At 71.9% G+C, this 15,322-nt stretch carries 16 protein-coding genes; 8 read left to right on the top strand and 8 right to left on the bottom strand.

Going from position 1 to position 15,322, the window contains the following annotated elements; genetic code table 11:
- Positions 1 to 23 precede the first annotated feature (23 nt).
- The gene (locus ORI60_RS25470; RefSeq protein WP_266040403.1) at positions 24 to 485 is read left to right on the top strand and encodes an RDD family protein; all 462 of its coding nucleotides are present in this window, start codon (positions 24 to 26) and stop codon (positions 483 to 485) included.
- On the opposite strand, the gene ORI60_RS25465 is transcribed toward ORI60_RS25470, so the two are convergent.
- The 5 genes from ORI60_RS25465 to ORI60_RS25445 all read right to left on the bottom strand — a co-directional run bounded on the left by ORI60_RS25465 (position 478) and on the right by ORI60_RS25445 (position 3,999).
- On the bottom strand, positions 478 to 1,122 hold the full coding sequence (locus ORI60_RS25465) for a response regulator (RefSeq protein ID WP_266040401.1): 645 nt from the start codon (positions 1,120 to 1,122) through the stop codon (positions 478 to 480). The two genes, ORI60_RS25470 and ORI60_RS25465, sit on opposite strands and share 8 nt — an antisense overlap.
- Positions 1,122 to 2,282, bottom strand: coding sequence for a sensor histidine kinase (locus tag ORI60_RS25460; protein WP_266040399.1), 1,161 nt, complete (start codon positions 2,280 to 2,282; stop codon positions 1,122 to 1,124). The genes ORI60_RS25465 and ORI60_RS25460 overlap by 1 nt, the downstream gene beginning before the upstream one ends.
- 37 nt (positions 2,283 to 2,319) lie before the next feature.
- Positions 2,320 to 2,772, bottom strand: coding sequence for a hypothetical protein (locus ORI60_RS25455; protein WP_266040398.1), 453 nt, complete (start codon positions 2,770 to 2,772; stop codon positions 2,320 to 2,322).
- 128 nt (positions 2,773 to 2,900) lie between these two features.
- Positions 2,901 to 3,440, bottom strand: a complete 540-nt coding sequence (locus ORI60_RS25450) for a carboxymuconolactone decarboxylase family protein (RefSeq protein ID WP_266040397.1) — start codon at positions 3,438 to 3,440, stop codon at positions 2,901 to 2,903.
- Between the two features lie 31 nt (positions 3,441 to 3,471).
- Positions 3,472 to 3,999, bottom strand: coding sequence for a redoxin domain-containing protein (locus ORI60_RS25445; protein ID WP_266040396.1), 528 nt, complete (start codon positions 3,997 to 3,999; stop codon positions 3,472 to 3,474).
- 159 nt (positions 4,000 to 4,158) lie between these two features.
- Between ORI60_RS25445 and ORI60_RS25440 the strand changes: the two genes are divergently transcribed.
- Positions 4,159 to 4,785: a MarR family winged helix-turn-helix transcriptional regulator gene (locus ORI60_RS25440; RefSeq protein WP_266040395.1), complete on the top strand. Its 627-nt coding sequence runs from the start codon at positions 4,159 to 4,161 to the stop codon at positions 4,783 to 4,785.
- Between the two features lie 712 nt (positions 4,786 to 5,497).
- Complete coding sequence (locus ORI60_RS25435; protein WP_266040393.1) at positions 5,498 to 7,810, top strand: beta-L-arabinofuranosidase domain-containing protein; 2,313 nt, start codon at positions 5,498 to 5,500, stop codon at positions 7,808 to 7,810.
- Positions 7,811 to 7,864: 54 nt separating this feature from the next.
- Here the strand turns inward: ORI60_RS25435 and ORI60_RS25430 are convergent, their stop codons facing one another.
- Positions 7,865 to 8,527 carry a lytic polysaccharide monooxygenase auxiliary activity family 9 protein gene (locus tag ORI60_RS25430; protein ID WP_266040392.1) on the bottom strand — a complete coding sequence of 221 codons (663 nt, stop codon included), beginning with the start codon at positions 8,525 to 8,527 and terminating at the stop codon, positions 7,865 to 7,867.
- 187 nt (positions 8,528 to 8,714) lie between these two features.
- Here ORI60_RS25430 and ORI60_RS25425 point away from each other — a divergent pair, with 187 nt between their 5' ends.
- Positions 8,715 to 10,040, top strand: a complete 1,326-nt coding sequence (locus ORI60_RS25425; RefSeq protein WP_266040391.1) for a TIGR01777 family oxidoreductase — start codon at positions 8,715 to 8,717, stop codon at positions 10,038 to 10,040.
- Here ORI60_RS25425 and ORI60_RS25420 read toward each other — a convergent pair.
- Entirely contained in the window at positions 10,037 to 10,417 is a 381-nt protein-coding gene (locus tag ORI60_RS25420; protein WP_266040390.1) for an NAD(P)-binding protein, read from the bottom strand. The genes ORI60_RS25425 and ORI60_RS25420 overlap by 4 nt on opposite strands.
- A complete protein-coding gene (locus tag ORI60_RS25415; RefSeq protein ID WP_266040389.1) occupies positions 10,414 to 10,740 on the bottom strand; it encodes a DUF3099 domain-containing protein in 327 nt (108 codons plus the stop codon). The genes ORI60_RS25420 and ORI60_RS25415 overlap by 4 nt, the downstream gene beginning before the upstream one ends.
- An 80-nt stretch (positions 10,741 to 10,820) precedes the next feature.
- Here ORI60_RS25415 and ORI60_RS25410 point away from each other — a divergent pair, with 80 nt between their 5' ends.
- The 4 genes from ORI60_RS25410 to ORI60_RS25395 are packed head-to-tail and all read left to right on the top strand — an operon-like array spanning position 10,821 to position 15,298.
- Positions 10,821 to 11,690 carry an alpha/beta hydrolase gene (locus ORI60_RS25410; protein WP_266040388.1) on the top strand — a complete coding sequence of 290 codons (870 nt, stop codon included), beginning with the start codon at positions 10,821 to 10,823 and terminating at the stop codon, positions 11,688 to 11,690.
- A gap of 35 nt (positions 11,691 to 11,725) precedes the next feature.
- Positions 11,726 to 12,109 carry a hypothetical protein gene (locus ORI60_RS25405; RefSeq protein WP_266040386.1) on the top strand — a complete coding sequence of 128 codons (384 nt, stop codon included), beginning with the start codon at positions 11,726 to 11,728 and terminating at the stop codon, positions 12,107 to 12,109.
- 13 nt (positions 12,110 to 12,122) lie between these two features.
- Complete coding sequence (locus ORI60_RS25400) at positions 12,123 to 14,822, top strand: AfsR/SARP family transcriptional regulator (RefSeq protein ID WP_266040385.1); 2,700 nt, start codon at positions 12,123 to 12,125, stop codon at positions 14,820 to 14,822.
- Positions 14,823 to 14,854: 32 nt separating this feature from the next.
- Positions 14,855 to 15,298, top strand: a complete 444-nt coding sequence (locus tag ORI60_RS25395) for a hypothetical protein (RefSeq protein WP_266040384.1) — start codon at positions 14,855 to 14,857, stop codon at positions 15,296 to 15,298.
- Positions 15,299 to 15,322: the final 24 nt, after the last annotated feature.

Below are 15,322 nucleotides of genomic sequence, written 5' to 3'. Positions count from 1 at the left end.
GCGGGCCTTGGCATGATGGCCGGGTGGCCACCGATGCCGTCGCCCGGTCGATCGTCCTGCGCCGTTACTGGCAGCACCTCACCGAGCTCGCCCTCCTGGTCGTCGCCGCCGTCCTGAGCCTGGTGCTCGGCGTCCTGCTGTCGTTGCCGCTGCTCAAGCTCGGCATGACACCGGAGGTGTTCAAGGTTCTGCCGTTCGCGACGGTGGCCGTGGTGTCGTTCCTCGGGGTGCTGTGGATCGAGGTGTGGTACCCGCACCGGCACGGCGGTTCGACACCGGCGATGCGGTGGCTGGGCCTGCGGATCACCACGCTGCGCGGCGGCGAGCCCTCGTTGCGGGCCTACCTCGTGCGGTGGCTGCTGATGGTCGTGGACGGGTTGCTGCTGGGGCTGGTCGGCGCCGTGCTGATCGCCGTGACGCCCCGCAACCAGCGGCTCGGCGACATGGTCGCCGGCACGGTCGTGGTGCGCCGCGGCGCTACTTGAGCAGGCCGTTGCGCCACGCCCAGATCGCGATCTCGGTGCGGTTGCGCGCGCCGATCTTGCCGCCCGCGTTGGCCAGGTGCGACTTCACCGTCGACAGCGAGACGCGCAGGTGCTCGGCGATCTCCGCGTTGGTCAGGCCGCGTGCCACGGCCAGCACGGCGTCCAGCTCGCGGCCGGTCAGCGGCGTGCCGGGGTGCTCGCGCCCGCCGCCCGCGGTGAAGTGCGCGAGCAGCCGCACCGTCACGGCGGGCGACACCAGCGCCTCGCCCCTCACCGCGGCGTGCACCGCCTCCACCAGCAGCCGCGGCCGGGCGTCCTTGACCAGGAACCCGCAGGCCCCGGCGAGCAACGCGGCGTAGACGTTCGCGTCGACGTCGTAGGTGGTGACCACCAGCACCCGCAGCGGGTCCTCGACGCCCGGTCCCGCCAGCAGCTCGGTCGCCCGCAGGCCGTCCAGCTTCGGCATGCGGATGTCCATCAGGGTCACGTCGGGACGCAGCTGCCGCGCCATCCGCACCGCCGCCTCCCCGTCGGCGGCCTCGCTGATCACCTTGATGCCGGGCTCGGCGTCGAGGACCAGCCGGAAGCCGGTGCGCACGAGGGTCTGGTCGTCGGCGATCAGCACGCGGATCGTCATCAGATCCCCCTCGGCAGGCCGTCGAAGTCGTCCGGCACCCGTGCGATGACCCGCCAGCCACCGTTCCCGTGCGGGCCCGCGGTGAGCTCCCCGCCCACCGCGGCCACGCGCTCGGTCATGCCGATGATGCCGTGCCCGTGCCCGGCCGCGTCACCGGGCGGCACCCCGTCGTTGTCGACCTCCAGCACCAGGAAGCCCTCCTCGGACCGTGCCGCGACCCGCACGAGGGTGGGACGCGAGTGGCGCCGGACGTTGGTCAGCGCCTCCAGCACCACCCGGTGCAGCGCGACGGAGACCTGCGGTGGCAGCGGAAAGGACTCGACGTCGGCGGCCACGTGCACCTGCGCATCCCCTGCCGCCGCGCGCACCACGTCCCCCAGCACGAGGCTCGGGGACGGCAGCGGCTCGTCGCTGCGCAGCACGCCGACCAGGCCGCGCGTCGCGGTCAGCGCCTCCGCCGCGGCGTGTTCGATCTGGTCGTAGACCTCGGCGGGGTCCTGCACCGGTGCCGCCGGGTTCGCGGCCAGCGCCTGGGCCGCGCGGGTCCGCACCACGATGCCGGTGACGTGGTGCGCCACGAGGTCGTGGAGGTCCCGCGCGAGCTGCAGCCTGTCCTCGTTGCGGACGCGTTCCAGCTCGCGGCGGTGCCGGGCGTCCGCGTCGCGCAGGATCAGGCCCAGCACCAGTGCGGCACCCCAGGCGACAGCCGCGGCCACCGGGAACAGCGAGTCGAGGCCGTAGCGCACGACCGGGGCGAGCACGACGGTGACGCAGGCGGCGGTGGCGAGCACCGCCGCCCGCACCGGCGGGAGCCGGCGGCACCCCGCGGCGGCCAGCAGCAGCACCGCCAGCACCTCCGTCACCGGCGGCCGCACGGGAGCCCGTTCCACGAGCCCCGCCACCGCCGTGCCGAGCAGCGACAGTCCCACGGCCGCACCCGCCAGCAGCTCGATCCGCCGGGGGAACCGGCGCCGCAGGACCGCGAGGACCGCGGCGGCCTCACCCGCGTACGGCACGACCACCGCGACGAGCGGTCCCAGGACGCCCCGCGGACCGTCTCCCCCGGCCGCGAGCACCGCGTCCACCGCCACCGCCACGACCAGCGCGGCGACCTCGGCCACGAACACGCTCCGCCGCGCCGGCGTTCCCCCTGCCGTCATAGCGGCATTCTGGCCCCGGTCGTCGTGGACGATCCCGCTACCCCGCCCGCTTGACGGTCTCGATGTAGACGTTGGAGGCGGGCAGGTAGCTCGCCACCACCGACAGCGCGGCGACCGCCGCGCCTGCGTACGCGGGAAGCGTCGCGGCACCCTCGCCGATGAACAGCGCCGCCACCTGGAACACGGTGAACACGGTCAGCAGCACCCTGGCCCAGTTGCGCCCGGACCGGAGCTTGAACGCGAGCCACAGCTGGACCAGTGCGACCAGCACCGCGATGCCCGCCACCAGCACCTGGGTGAACGTGGCCGCGCTCTGCAGCTGTTCCTCGGTCATCGCCGTGCCCGACGCCCTCAGCGCGTCGACGAGGTCGTCCCGCGTGCCCACGAGGACACCCGCGGACGTCACCGCGAAGACGCACGACACGAGGAACCCGACGAAGGCCGCGATGATGGTGCTCGGCGGCGTGGTCCTGCCCGTTGCAGTAGTCATGATCAGGACGTTAGGACGCCGGGAAAGCGGTTGCCGAACGCCGGACGGCCATCTCGTACTTTCGGACGAGAGCCCGGTTGCGGCGGTGCGGCGGGGCCGCCAGCATGCCGGGCTCCTCGTCCGCGCCGTCAGCGGGTCAGCGCCACGCGGGTGAAGTCGACCGGGACGTCCAGGGCGACGTTCACGTAGTTGGTGAACACGTTCAGGGCCACGTGCGCCACCGTCTCGACGATCTCCTCCTGGCTCAGCCCGGCGTCGCGCGCGGCCTGGACGTCGGCGTCGGCGATCTGGCCGCGCTTCTCGACCAGGACGGTGGCGAGCGCCAGCACGGCCGCGGCGCGCGGGTCGTCAGACTTGCCGTTCTGGGCGTCGCTCATCTCCTCGGCCGTGGCACCCGCCTTCTTGCCGAGCATGGTGTGCGCGGAAAGGCAGTAGTCGCACCGGTTCTGGTCGGCGACGGCCACGGCGACCATCTCACCGAGCTTGGCGCCGAGCGCGCCCTTGCCCAGCGCGCCGAACTGCGCCCACATGCTCTGCAGCGCGGCGGGCGAGTGGGCGACGGCCTTGAACATGTTGGGCACGACACCGAAAGCGCCCTTGATCTGCGCCAGGGTCTCGGCGCGCTCGTCGGTGATCTGGTCGGGGTTGGTGAGCTCGACGCGGGACATGGTGGTTCTCCTCTGATGTGGACGGGGTGGATCAGGAACAGGTGCCGTCGATCGCGCAGACGGCGGGCGGCACGGCGTCGTCGAGCAGGCGCGTCACGGCCGAGGCCAGCGCCATGTCGTCGAGCGGGCCGAGTTTCTGGCCGCGCAGCATGCCGTCGCGGTCGATGAGCACCGTGGTGGGCGTGCCCTGCATGCGGTAACGGCTGAAGGTGACCGGCGCCGGGTGCGCGCTGCGCCGCGCGTCGACACCGACCGGGAACGGGATGCGGTACTCGTGCAGGAACGCCTCGAGGCTCGTCGGCGTCATGGCCTGGTGGTGCTCGAACACCGTGTGCAGGCCGATGACGGCCAGTTCGTCACCGAAGGTCCTGGACAGGCGCACGGCCTGCGGCAGGGCGTGGCTCACGCAGCTGGGGCACAGCATCTGGAACGCCTCGAGCACCACCACCCGGCCGTGCAGCTGGGCCAGGTTCAGCGGCTCGCTGTTGAACCATTCGGTTGTCTCCCAAGGCATCGCGGGTGTCAGGAGTCCGCTCGGCGCGGACAGCAGGAGACTCATGTCGCTTCCTTCACGGTGTCGGGGTTCCGCGGTGGGGTGACACCAGACTGCCACAAAGTGGGTAGGACTCCTAACAACTTCTAGGCGCGGGTGACCCACGTCTCACAGCGGCCCGCACGTACGATCGCCGTGCAAAGTCCCACTGGCGAGGCGGATCGCATGACTGACACCGACGGCACGGCCGGGCTCGACCGGCGGCTGGCCGACGCGCTCGAGCGGCTCGGGCACGGCATGCGCGCACTGGCCCAGCGGACCGCGCGGGAGCACGGACTGTCGCCGCTGCAACAGCAGGTCGTGCTGGCACTGGCCCGCCACCCGCAGTCCCGCGGCGAGGTGGCCGCACTCGCCGCCGAGTTCGACGTCACCACCCCGACGATGTCCGACGCGGTGACCGCCTTGGAACGCAAGGAACTCGTGACGCGCTCCCCCGGAACCGACGGACGCCGCCGCTCGCTGGCACTGACCGCCACCGGCGACGAGGTCGCACGAGGACTGTCCTCCTGGGACGATCCGCTGACCGCCGCGCTCGCCGGGATCTCCGAGCAGGACAGGGCGATCACCCTGCACACCGTCCTGCGCGCGATCGCGGACCTGCAGCGCTCCGGCGTGGTGAGCGTGACGCACACGTGCACGACGTGCCGCTTCTTCGGCCGCGACGAGTACCCCGAGCCCGACGCGCCGCACCACTGCCACCTGCTGCGCATCGCTTTGCCGCTGGCGGACCTGCGCACGGACTGCCCGGAGCACGAACCGGCAATCACGCCGGCCCGGCGCAAGCGCGGTTGAGGCCGGTCAGCTCCGCGGGCGGACGATGTCGGGCACCTGGTGATCCCGCGTCGGCCGACGCAAGCACGCCTGCAGACGGGGCGTTTGAGCACGCGACCCCACTGCCCGGCGCAAGCGCGGCTGAGGCGGGTCAGCCCCGCACATGGTCGACATCGGGCACTCGACACAACTCCGCCACAGCGATCGCGCGCCGCGCGGCACACCTGCAAGCGGCCGACGTTGAGCAAGCGACGCTCGCTGCGATCCCGCCGCCTCGACACGAACGCGGCTGAAGCCGGCCAGCCCCGCAGACGGCCAACACTGACCCCCCGAGACACCTCGGCCGCTGCGATCCAGCGCAGCCAGCGCTTCAATCGGCCGACATCGGGCACACGGCACGCGCCTGCCGCGATGATCACGCGCAGCGGCCCGTCCCCGAACCTCAGTGCGCAGCCTGCCGCGAGCCATCCGGCCACAACCCCCCGGCGACACGACCCGCGCACACCCACCGCACCGAGCGAACCCCAAGGGCGTGCAACACCCCGGCAGGCGCCGTCCCCAAACGGCTGTGAACGCTAACAGAACCTGACCGATCAAGGCACCGCACACACCCCCAGTCGCCACATTGCTCAAAGTTAACGCTCACATTGAGCGTTGACCTCCCGGCAACGTCGTGGCTACATTCCGTTGCAGCGCCGCGCCAGCAGTTTCGCCGAGCGACTGGAGCAACCGCATGTCCTCATCGTTGAGTCGACGCAGGCTCTTCCAAGCCGCGGGTGTCGCCGCCCTCGCGACCACGGCGCCGTCACTGGTGCCGGGGTCGGCGCAGGCGGCCTCGGTGCCGCCTGTGCGCGCCGACACCGGTGTGTCGGCCTACCCGTTCGACCTGTCCGAGGTCCGGCTGACGCCGGGCCGGTGGCTGGACAACCAGAACCGGACGCTGTCCTACCTGCGTTTCGTCGACGTCGACCGCCTGCTCTACAACTTCCGCGCCAACCACCGGCTGTCCACGAACGGCGCCGCCGCGCTGGGTGGCTGGGAGGCACCGAACTTCCCGTTCCGCACGCACAGCCAGGGGCACTTCCTCACGGCCTGGGCGCAGGCGTGGGCCGTCCTGGGTGACACGGCGTGCCGGGACAGGGCGAACTACATGGTCGCGGAACTGGCCAAGTGCCAGGCGAACAACGCGGCGGCCGGGTTCAACACCGGGTACCTGTCGGGCTTCCCCGAGTCGGACTTCGACGCGCTGGAGAGCGGTTCCCCCAAGTCCGTCTCGTACTACTCGCTGCACAAGACCCTCGCCGGGTTGCTGGACGTGTGGCGCCACATCGGCAACACGCAGGCCCGCGACGTGCTGCTGCGCTTCGCCGGGTGGGTGGACTGGCGCACGGCGCGGTTGTCCCAGAGCCGGATGCAGTCCGTGCTGAACACCGAGTTCGGCGGCATGAACGAGGTGCTCGCCGACCTGTACCAGCAGACGGGCGACTCGCGCTGGCTGACGACGGCCCAGCGGTTCGACCACGCCGCGGTGTTCGACCCGCTGGCGGCCAGCCAGGACCGGCTGAACGGCCTGCACGCCAACACCCAGGTGCCGAAGTGGATCGGCGCGGCCCGCGAGTACAAGGCGACGGGGACCACCCGCTACCGGGACATCGCCCTCAACGCCTGGAACATCACCGTCGGAGCGCACACCTACGTCATCGGCGGCAACAGCCAGGCAGAGCACTTCCGCGCGCCCAACGCGATCGCGGCCTACCTCAGCACCGACGCGTGCGAGGCGTGCAACACCTACAACATGCTCAAGCTGACCAGGGAGCTGTGGCTGACCGACCCCGGCCGGGCCGCCTACTTCGACTACTACGAGCGCGCCCTGCTCAACCACCTGATCGGCCAGCAGAACCCGGCGGACCCGCACGGCCACATCTGCTACTTCACCGGCCTCAACCCCGGTCACCGCCGGGGCAACACGGGTCCGGCGTGGGGCGGCGGCAACTGGAGCACGGACTACGGCACGTTCTGGTGCTGCCAGGGCACCGGGCTGGAGACCAACACCAAGCTCGCCGACTCCGTCTACTTCCGCAGCGGCACCACCCTCACGGTGAACCTGTACACGCCGTCGGTGCTCACGTGGTCGGCACGCGCCATCACCGTCACCCAGAGCACGAACTACCCGGCGAGCGACACCACGACGCTCACCGTCACCGGCAACGTCGCCGGCTCGTGGACGATGCGGTTGCGCATCCCCGCCTGGACCACGGGCGCGACCGTCAGCGTCAACGGCGTGACGCAGAACGTGACCACGACGCCCGGCACCTACGCGTCCCTGACGCGCTCGTGGACGTCCGGTGACGTGGTGGCGCTGCGGCTGCCGATGCGCGTGGTCGCCCAGCCCGCCAACGACAACGCCGGTGTCGTCGCGCTGACCTACGGCCCGGCCGTGCTCGCGGGCAACTACGGCAACACGACGCTGTCCGGGTTGCCTTCGCTGGACGTCGGTTCCGTCACGCGCACCAGCACGACGTCGCTGGCGTTCACGGCGACGGCGAACGGGACGCGGGTGAACCTCGGGCCGTTCCACGACGCCCACGGCTTCAACTACAACGTCTACTGGAACACCGGCGGCGCGGTCGCGAGCCACCGGCTGGTCAACGCGGGCACCGGCATGGTGCTGGGAATCCAGAACATGTCCACCGCGGACGGTGGCCTGGCCGTGCAGTGGCACGACAGCGGGACGGCCGACCACAACTGGCAGATGATCACCGACGGGTCCGACGTGCGGCTGCGCAACGTCCACAGCGGCAAGGTCCTCGGCGTGGAGAACATGTCCACGGCCGACAACGCTCGCGTCCTGCAGTGGTCCGACAACGGCACCGCCGACCACAGGTGGACCCTGGTCCCCAACGGCGACGGCACCTACAAGCTCCGCAACGCCCACAGCGGAAAGCTGCTCGGAGTCCTCAACGGCTCCACCACCGCGGGTGCGCAGGTGGTGCAGGACTCGGACAACGGCAGCGCGGACAACCGCTGGCGGCTGGTCGCGAACTGAACGCGTGGTGCGTGTCCCCGGAAGCCACCGGGGACACGCACCGCTCCGGCCTTGTCAGCCGAAGTTCACGTCACTGCACCACATGTACGTCTGGTCGAGGTGTGAGGCCTGCCAGATCGTGAACACCACGTGGTGACCGCGGTAGGTGCCGTTGGTCTGGACGTTGAACCTGATGTCCTTGGCCGGAGCGAACCTGCCGGTCTGCGTGATGAGGTCCAGGTTGCCCCAACCCAGCCGCTGGGTGGTCGGGTCGAACCCGTTCTTGCTGATGTAGACGCGCAGGTAGTCAGCTCCGTGACTGGCCTGGTCGTGCAGGTGCATCGAGAAGCTGCTGCCCAGGCTGGTGGTCTTCCAGCGACCCGGCGTGTTCAGCGAGTTGTTGCGCGCCAAAGCGTTGCTGCACAGCTGTCCGTCCGGAGTGGACCCCTGGAAGTTCCCGCGGAGGCCGTCCCGCAGCGCGCTCATCCAGTTCCACATGGTGTCCGCGTTGGCCTGGAAGGCCTGGTAGCACATGGGGTCCTGCTGCTGCATGGCCGGATTCGTGTGCTGGCTGCCCCACGTCTGCCAGCACTGGTAGGCGCGGGTGGCCGGGCCGACGATCGTGCCGTGTGCCGACGCCGTGGGGGTCCACAGGAACGTGCAGACCAGCGCGCTGACGACGAGCGCGATGAAGCCCCGCCGTCTGGTGAGCGACCCGTAGGTGCTGCGCGTGCGCATGAATGAGCCTCCGATCTCCGATGATCGATGTTCAAACAGCAGCGGCGGATTGGGAGCGCTCCCAGAACATCAACCCTACAGATGACTCTCAGAGATCACAAGAGCACGCGGAGTGATCACGACATTCACCCCGAACTGCCTGGCCATCCATCAAGCGAACGTCCTGGGGCGCACTTAGCGTGGAGGCATGTCCCTGATCTTCTCCAGCGTCGTCGACGCTCCCCTCGACGAGGTGTTCGCCTGGCACGCGCGGCCGGGAGCCATCCACCGGCTCTCGCCGCCGTGGCAGCCGGTGGGCGTCGTGAGCGAGGCGAGCACCCTCGACGGGGGCCGCGCGGTGCTGGGGCTGCCGCTCGGACTGCGCTGGGGAGCCCGGCACACCGGCTTCGAGCCGCCGCACCGGTTCGTCGACGAGCTGGACTCCGCGCCGCTGAGCTGGGCGCTGAAGTGGCGGCACTCCCACGAGTTCGCGGCGGAGGGTGACCGGACGCGGATGACCGACCGCGTGGACACGCCGGTTCCCGGTGCGCTGCTTCGGTCGATGTTCGCCTACCGGCACCGCCAGCTCGCCGCCGACCTGGCGGCCCAGGCCTCCGCGCGGAAGGCCGGCGACCGGCCGATCACCGTGGCGGTCACCGGCGGCAGCGGGTTCGTCGGCACCGCGCTGTGGTCGTTCCTCAGCACGGCGGGCCACCGGGTGGTGAAGCTGGTCCGCCGCTCCCCCACCGCCCCGGACGAGCGGCGCTGGGACCCCGACCGCCCCGCGCCCGACCTGCTGTCCGATGTGGACGCGGTGGTGCACCTGGCGGGCGCGTCGATCGCGGGCAGGTTCACCGACGCGCACCGGCGGGCGATCCGGTCGTCCCGGATCGGGCCCACCAGGGCGCTCGCGGATCTGGCCGCCGCCACCGGTGTGCCGGTGTTCGTCAGCGCGTCCGCGATCGGTTTCTACGGCGCCGACCGCGGCGACGAGGAGCTCACCGAGGACAGCGAACGGGGTGAGGGCTTCCTCGCGGACGTGGTCGCCGACTGGGAGGCCGCCACGGCACCCGCCGCGTCGGCCGGCGTGCGGGTGGTGAACGTCCGCACCGGGCTGGTCCAGTCCCCGAACGGCGGCACGCTGCGGCTCTTCCACCCGCTGTTCGCCGCCGGGCTGGGCGGGAGGCTCGGCGACGGGCGGATGTGGCAGTCGTGGATCGGCATGGACGACCTGGTCGACGTCTACCACCGCGCGCTCTACGACACGGGGCTCAGCGGGCCGGTCAACGCCGTCGCGCCCGAGGCCGTGCGCAACAGCACCTACGCCGCCACGCTCGCGAAGGTGCTGCGCCGGCCCGCGCTGCTGCCGGTGCCGTCGTTCGGGCCGCGGCTCCTGCTGGGTGAGCAGGGCGCACGTGAACTCGCCGAGGCGAGCCAGCTGGTGCGGCCCGCCGTGCTGGCCAAGGCCGGGCACCGGTTCCGGTACGCGGACCTCGAACCGGCACTGCGGCACCTGCTGGGCCGCACGAGCTAGACGGATCGGGCGCGCACGAAGACCTCGTCCGCGCCCAGCCTGGTGAACAGCTCCTGGTTGGCCGAGTCGCGGACCGCGGCGACGACGACCGCCGCCGGGTTGAGGCCGCGCACGGCCATGGTGATCTGCAGGCCGTCCCTGTCGTCGGGAACGGCGACGACCACCCGTGCCGCGAACTGCGTGTGCGCCCGCTGCAACGCGCAGATGTCCCGCCCGTCACCCCGCACGACCCTGGCGCCGTTGGCCAGCGCGCCGGTCAGCGCGATCGGGTCGGGGTCGACGACCACCACCTCGGGGTTCTCGACGTGCAACGGGAGGTGTCTCAGCACGTCCAGTGCCGCGTCGCCGTACCCGAGCACCACCGTGAGACCGATCACCGCGACTCCTCGATCGCCCGTCGAGACCGCTGCAGGCGCTGGGGCTTCTCGGCCTTGCGCGGCGGCCTGTCGTTCGCGATCAGGACGGCCATCCACGGCAACGGGACGGACAGCAGGATCAGGGCGAGGGCGAGCCACCAGATCTTCGCGAACAGCACGGCCAGCACGATGCACGGGATGCGCAGGCTCATCATCAGTGCGTACCTGCGGCGCCGTGCGGAGAGCTGGTCCTGGTACGACGGGGCGGCCGAGGTGATCAGCACGGGGTCTTCTCGCCTGGACGAGTTCACAGCAACACCTCCGTATCTACTGGAAGTTCGCATCGGAGGTCGATCGGGTTCGTGTCTCCTGCGTCACGGCGGCTGGTTGACTCCACGCACGGATCACGGCAGGGGGATGCCCAGTGCGACTGAAGTTGAACGACTTCATCGACCCGGAGTTGGCGCGGCACGTCGAGGAGGCCCGCGGCGAGAACGCCCGCAGGGGGATCAGAAGAGGCCCGCGCGACGTGCGCGAGCTGCGGGAGATGAGGCCCGCGCCGCTCGGCGGCTCGACGACGGTCGAGGCGAACGGCCGGCGGGTGCCCGTCAGGATCCACGAGCCGCGGGGCCGTCCGAAAGGCGTCTACCTCCACTTCCACGGCGGCGGCTTCTACCTGGGTGTCACGGCGCAGGACGACGAACGCGACCGGCGGCTCGCGGACGAGCTCGGCGTCGTGGTCGTCGGCGTCGAGTACCGGCTGGCCCCGGAACACCCGTGGCCGGCCGCGCCCGACGACGCCGAGACCGCGGCGCGCTGGCTGATCGACCACGCCGAGGAGCGCTTCGGCACGCGCCGGATGGTCATCGGCGGCTTCTCGGCGGGGGCCGCCCTCGCCGTGACGACGCTGCTCCGGCTGCGCGACCACCCGTTCGCGGGCGCGGTGCTCCAGTTCGGCGCGTACGACCTGAGCGGCCTGACCCCCGCCGGCCGGCTGATCGCGGACGAGTACTTCATCGAGGCCTACGCGGGACACGCCCCCGACCGCACCGTCCCGGACATCTCGCCGATCTACGGCGACCTGCGCTGCCTGCCGCCCCTGCTGATGGTCGTCGGAGCCCTGGACGTCGTGCTGGAGGACAACCTGGCCATGGCGGCACGGGTGGCGGCGGTCGGCGAGGTCGACCTGAAGGTCTACCCGGAGTCGCTGCACGGCTTCACCAACCGCGACACCAGGATGGCGCAGGCGGCACGGGACGACATCGCGCGGTGGCTCGCCGCCCGGTTCTCCTAGACTTCGCGAAACGGAGATCGACACGAGGTGGCGGCATGAAGCTGGGCGATGTCACGCGGACCACTCTGGCCTGCGTCCGGATCTTCAACGGTGCCCTCGGCCTGGTCGCCGCGGACCGGATGGCGAAGAGCCTCGGCGACGAGCTGGGCGACGACAGGAGGTTCGTCTACCCGGCCCGCATGTTCGGCATCCGCACCCTCGTCCTGGGCGTCGACCTGCTGACGCTGAAGAGCGGTGACGCCCACGCCCGCCGGGTCCTGCGCCAGGCCGTGCTGATCCACGCCACGGACACCGCCGCCGCCGTCTACGCCGGCCGGCGCGGCGAACTGCCGCCCGAGGCGGCGAAGCTGACCACGATCATCTCCGCCGTCAACACGGGCCTGGCCGTCGTGTCGCTCCTCGCCTCCGGCAGGGACTGACCGGAGGGCGGCCGTGACGGTCGAGATCGCCCTGCTCGGCGAGGTGGGCGCCCGCGTCGACGGCGTCGCGGTCGATCTCGGGCACGCGCGGCAGCGGTGCGTGCTGGCGGCGCTGGCGATCGACGTCAACAAGGTCGTGACCGTGACGCAGCTGACCGGACGCGTCTGGGGCGCCGACCCGCCGCGGCGGTCGCGCGCCGCCCTGCACAGCTACCTCTCCCGTCTGCGCCAGGCCTTCGGCACCGCGGTGGCGCTCACCGGCCGGGCCGCCGGGTACGTCCTCGTCGCGGACGAGTCCGCCGTGGACCTCGTGCGGTTCCGAAGACTCCGCGACGCGGCCCGCGAACTCACCGACGACGAGGCGGTCGCCCGCGTCCTCACCGAGGCCTTGCGGTTGTGGCGGGGCGAACCGCTGACCGGCATCGGCGGCGACTGGGCCGACGTCACCCGCGACCGGCTGACCGCCGAACGCACCGCCGCCGAGGCCGACCTCCTCGACGCCCGGCTGCGGCTCGGCCAGGGCCCCGGACTGCTCGCCTCGATCTCCGCCCGCGCCGCGCGGAACCCCTTGGACGAACACGGTGCCGCGCAACACATGCGGGCCCTCGCGCAGGCCGGGCGGATCCCCGAGGCGCTCGAGGAGTTCCGCGCCGTCCGCGCCCGGCTCGGCACCGAACCGGGCCGGGAGCTCCGCGACCTGCACGAGGAACTGCTCCACGGCGACCGCGGACCGGCGCCGGTCGTGCCGAGGCAGCTCCCGTCCGCGCCGGCGCGGTTCGTCGGCCGCGACCAGGACCTGGCCGGGCTGGACGAGGTGATGCGCACGGCCGGCGCGGTGACGATCGCGGGCGCGGGCGGCATGGGCAAGACGTGGCTCGCGCTGCGCTGGGCCCACGACAACCTGCACCGCTTCCCGGACGGCCAGCTGTTCGTGGACCTGCGCGGGTTCAGCCCCGACGAACGGCCGATGGACCCTGACGTCGCCATCAGCGGGTTCCTGCACGCGCTCGGCGTCGACGCGAACCGAGTCCCGTCCGGCCAGGACGCCAGAGCCGAGCTGTTCCGGGACGTCATCGGCCGGCGCCGCGTGCTCCTCGTGGTCGACAACGCCGCCGGCGCCGCGCAGATCGCGCCGCTGCTGCCCGGCGGCACCACCTGCCGGGTCCTCGTGACCAGCCGCAACCGGCTGTGCGGCCCCGACACCCTCTGCCTGGACGTGCTCGCCGGCCACGAGGCGGGAACGTTGCTGGCGAGCCTGGTCGGCGCGGCCAGGCTGAGCGCCGACCCGCCCGCCGTGGCACGGCTGGTCGACCTGTGCGGAGGGTTGCCGCTGGCGTTGAGCATCATCGGTGCCCGCGTCCTGACCGAACCCGGTCTCTCGCTCGCCGACATCGCCCGCCAGCTCGACGAGCTCAGGCTGGGCGCGCTCGACGCCGACCCGCGCGTCAGCGTGCCGGTCGTGCTCTCCTGGTCCTACCGCGCGCTGCCCGACCGGCAGAAGGACGTGTTCGCCCTGATCGGCGGCGCACCGGGTGAGGACATCGGCCTGCACGCGGCCGCCGCCCTCACCGGGTTGTCCACAGAGGACACGCGCGACGCGCTGAGAGCGCTGGAGCAGGCTTCGCTGATCTCGATCGGCGACGGTTTCCGCGTCGGGATGCACGACCTGGTGCGCACCTACGCCGCGCAGCTCGACGTCCCAGGCCGTGAGGAGGCGTTGCGGCGCCTGGTCGATCACCACGTGCACACCGCCCACGCCCACGACCGCCTGATCGACCCGCACCGCCCGTTGATCAGCCTCGGCGCACCGCGCGTCCACGTCACCGCCGCCGGGGACAAGGCCGGCGCACTGGCGTGGTTCGACGCCGAACGCGGCACTCGCCGCGCCGTGCAGCAGGCCGCGGCCGCCCGCGGGTGGGACGACGAGGTCGTGCTGCTGGCCAGGGTGTCGCACGCCTACCACCAGCAACGCGGTCATCTCGACGACGAGCTGGCGCTGTGGCGGGCCGCCCTCGGCGCGGCGCGGGACCCGGCGGACCGGGCCGTGGCGCACCGGATCATGGGCGGCGGCCTCGGCCAGGTCCAGCGCCACGACGAGGCGCGGCACCACCTGGGCGAAGCGCTGGTGCTCGCGGAACAGGTCGGCGAACCGCTGCTGCTGGCCGACGTGCACGGCACGCTCGCGTGGCTGTGGGCCAGCCGGTCGGAGCACCTACGGGCCTTCGAGCACGCCAAGGCCGCGCTCCAGCACTACGAGAGCTCCGGCAACAAGATGCTGATCGCCATGGCGCACAACAACATCGGGCACTGCGCGGCGGAGGTCGGCGACACCGGGCAGGGCCGCCTGTCCGCCACGAAGGCCCTCGAACTGCTGCACGAGCTCGGCGACCGGCACGGCGAGGCGACCGCCCACGACACCCTGGCCCGCGTCGAGCACCAGAGCGGTGACCTCACGGCGGCGATCGCCCACTACGAACACGCCGTCGAGCTGTACCGGGCCGCCGCCGACGACTACAGCACCGCCGGCACGCTGACGAACCTCGGCCACACCCACCTGGCGCTCGGCCGGCCGGAACGGGCCGCGGAGCTCTGGCGGCGGGCGCTGGGCATGCTGGAGGCGCAGGGCCGCGACGAGGAGGCGGACCGCCTGCGCGCACACCTGGGACCAGGGAGACTCACGGGCGCGAACGACACCCCGGCCCGGGAAGTCTGACTCCTGCAACAGCAACACGAGGAGCGGACGACATGCCCACCATCACCCTGACCCAGCAGACCACCGCGACGCCCGAGGAGTTCGTCGCCGGGCTCACCGACTTCGGCCCCGGCCGCGCGGAGCTCTTCCCCAACAGCTCCGACGCCGACCTGCGGGTGCACGAGCGGGGCGACACGTTCGCGGACGTGACCGAGGGGTCCGGCGGCATCTGGGAGCGCCTGCACTACGACTGGTCCGACCTCGCCCGGGTCGTGCTGACCACCGTGGACTCCAACGTGTGGGGCGGGCGCTCCGGCCACACCTACACGTTCACGAGGCAGGCCGACGGCACGACGCTCGTCCACGCCGAAGTGGTCCGGGAAGGCAAGAACCTCAAGGGCAAGGTGCTCGGCCTGTCGCTCGGGCTGCTCGGCCGGAAGGTGCTCGGCGGAGCCCTCGCGAAGACCGCCTCCGCCATCGAGGCCAGGGTCAGGTAAGGGTGCCCTGACCGAACGGGCCCG

Origin of the sequence: Lentzea sp. NEAU-D7, from assembly GCF_026242055.1 — a bacterium.
Lineage (GTDB): Bacteria > Actinomycetota > Actinomycetes > Mycobacteriales > Pseudonocardiaceae > Lentzea.
This window is presented reverse-complemented; position numbering and strand designations above follow the sequence as displayed.

Bases quoted from the DNA above. Each gene is read 5' to 3' on its own strand.
- ORI60_RS25465 (WP_266040401.1), bottom strand. From the start codon at position 1,122: ATGACGATCCGCGTGCTGATCGCCGACGACCAGACCCTCGTGCGCACC.
- ORI60_RS25460 (WP_266040399.1), bottom strand. From the start codon at position 2,282: ATGACGGCAGGGGGAACGCCGGCGCGGCGGAGCGTGTTCGTGGCCGAG.
- ORI60_RS25455 (WP_266040398.1), bottom strand. From the start codon at position 2,772: ATGACTACTGCAACGGGCAGGACCACGCCGCCGAGCACCATCATCGCG.
- ORI60_RS25450 (WP_266040397.1), bottom strand. From the start codon at position 3,440: ATGTCCCGCGTCGAGCTCACCAACCCCGACCAGATCACCGACGAGCGC.
- ORI60_RS25445 (WP_266040396.1), bottom strand. From the start codon at position 3,999: ATGAGTCTCCTGCTGTCCGCGCCGAGCGGACTCCTGACACCCGCGATG.
- ORI60_RS25440 (WP_266040395.1), top strand. From the start codon at position 4,159: ATGACTGACACCGACGGCACGGCCGGGCTCGACCGGCGGCTGGCCGAC.
- ORI60_RS25435 (WP_266040393.1), top strand. From the start codon at position 5,498: ATGTCCTCATCGTTGAGTCGACGCAGGCTCTTCCAAGCCGCGGGTGTC.
- ORI60_RS25430 (WP_266040392.1), bottom strand. From the start codon at position 8,527: ATGCGCACGCGCAGCACCTACGGGTCGCTCACCAGACGGCGGGGCTTC.
- ORI60_RS25425 (WP_266040391.1), top strand. From the start codon at position 8,715: ATGTCCCTGATCTTCTCCAGCGTCGTCGACGCTCCCCTCGACGAGGTG.
- ORI60_RS25415 (WP_266040389.1), bottom strand. From the start codon at position 10,740: ATGCGAACTTCCAGTAGATACGGAGGTGTTGCTGTGAACTCGTCCAGG.
- ORI60_RS25405 (WP_266040386.1), top strand. From the start codon at position 11,726: ATGAAGCTGGGCGATGTCACGCGGACCACTCTGGCCTGCGTCCGGATC.
- ORI60_RS25395 (WP_266040384.1), top strand. From the start codon at position 14,855: ATGCCCACCATCACCCTGACCCAGCAGACCACCGCGACGCCCGAGGAG.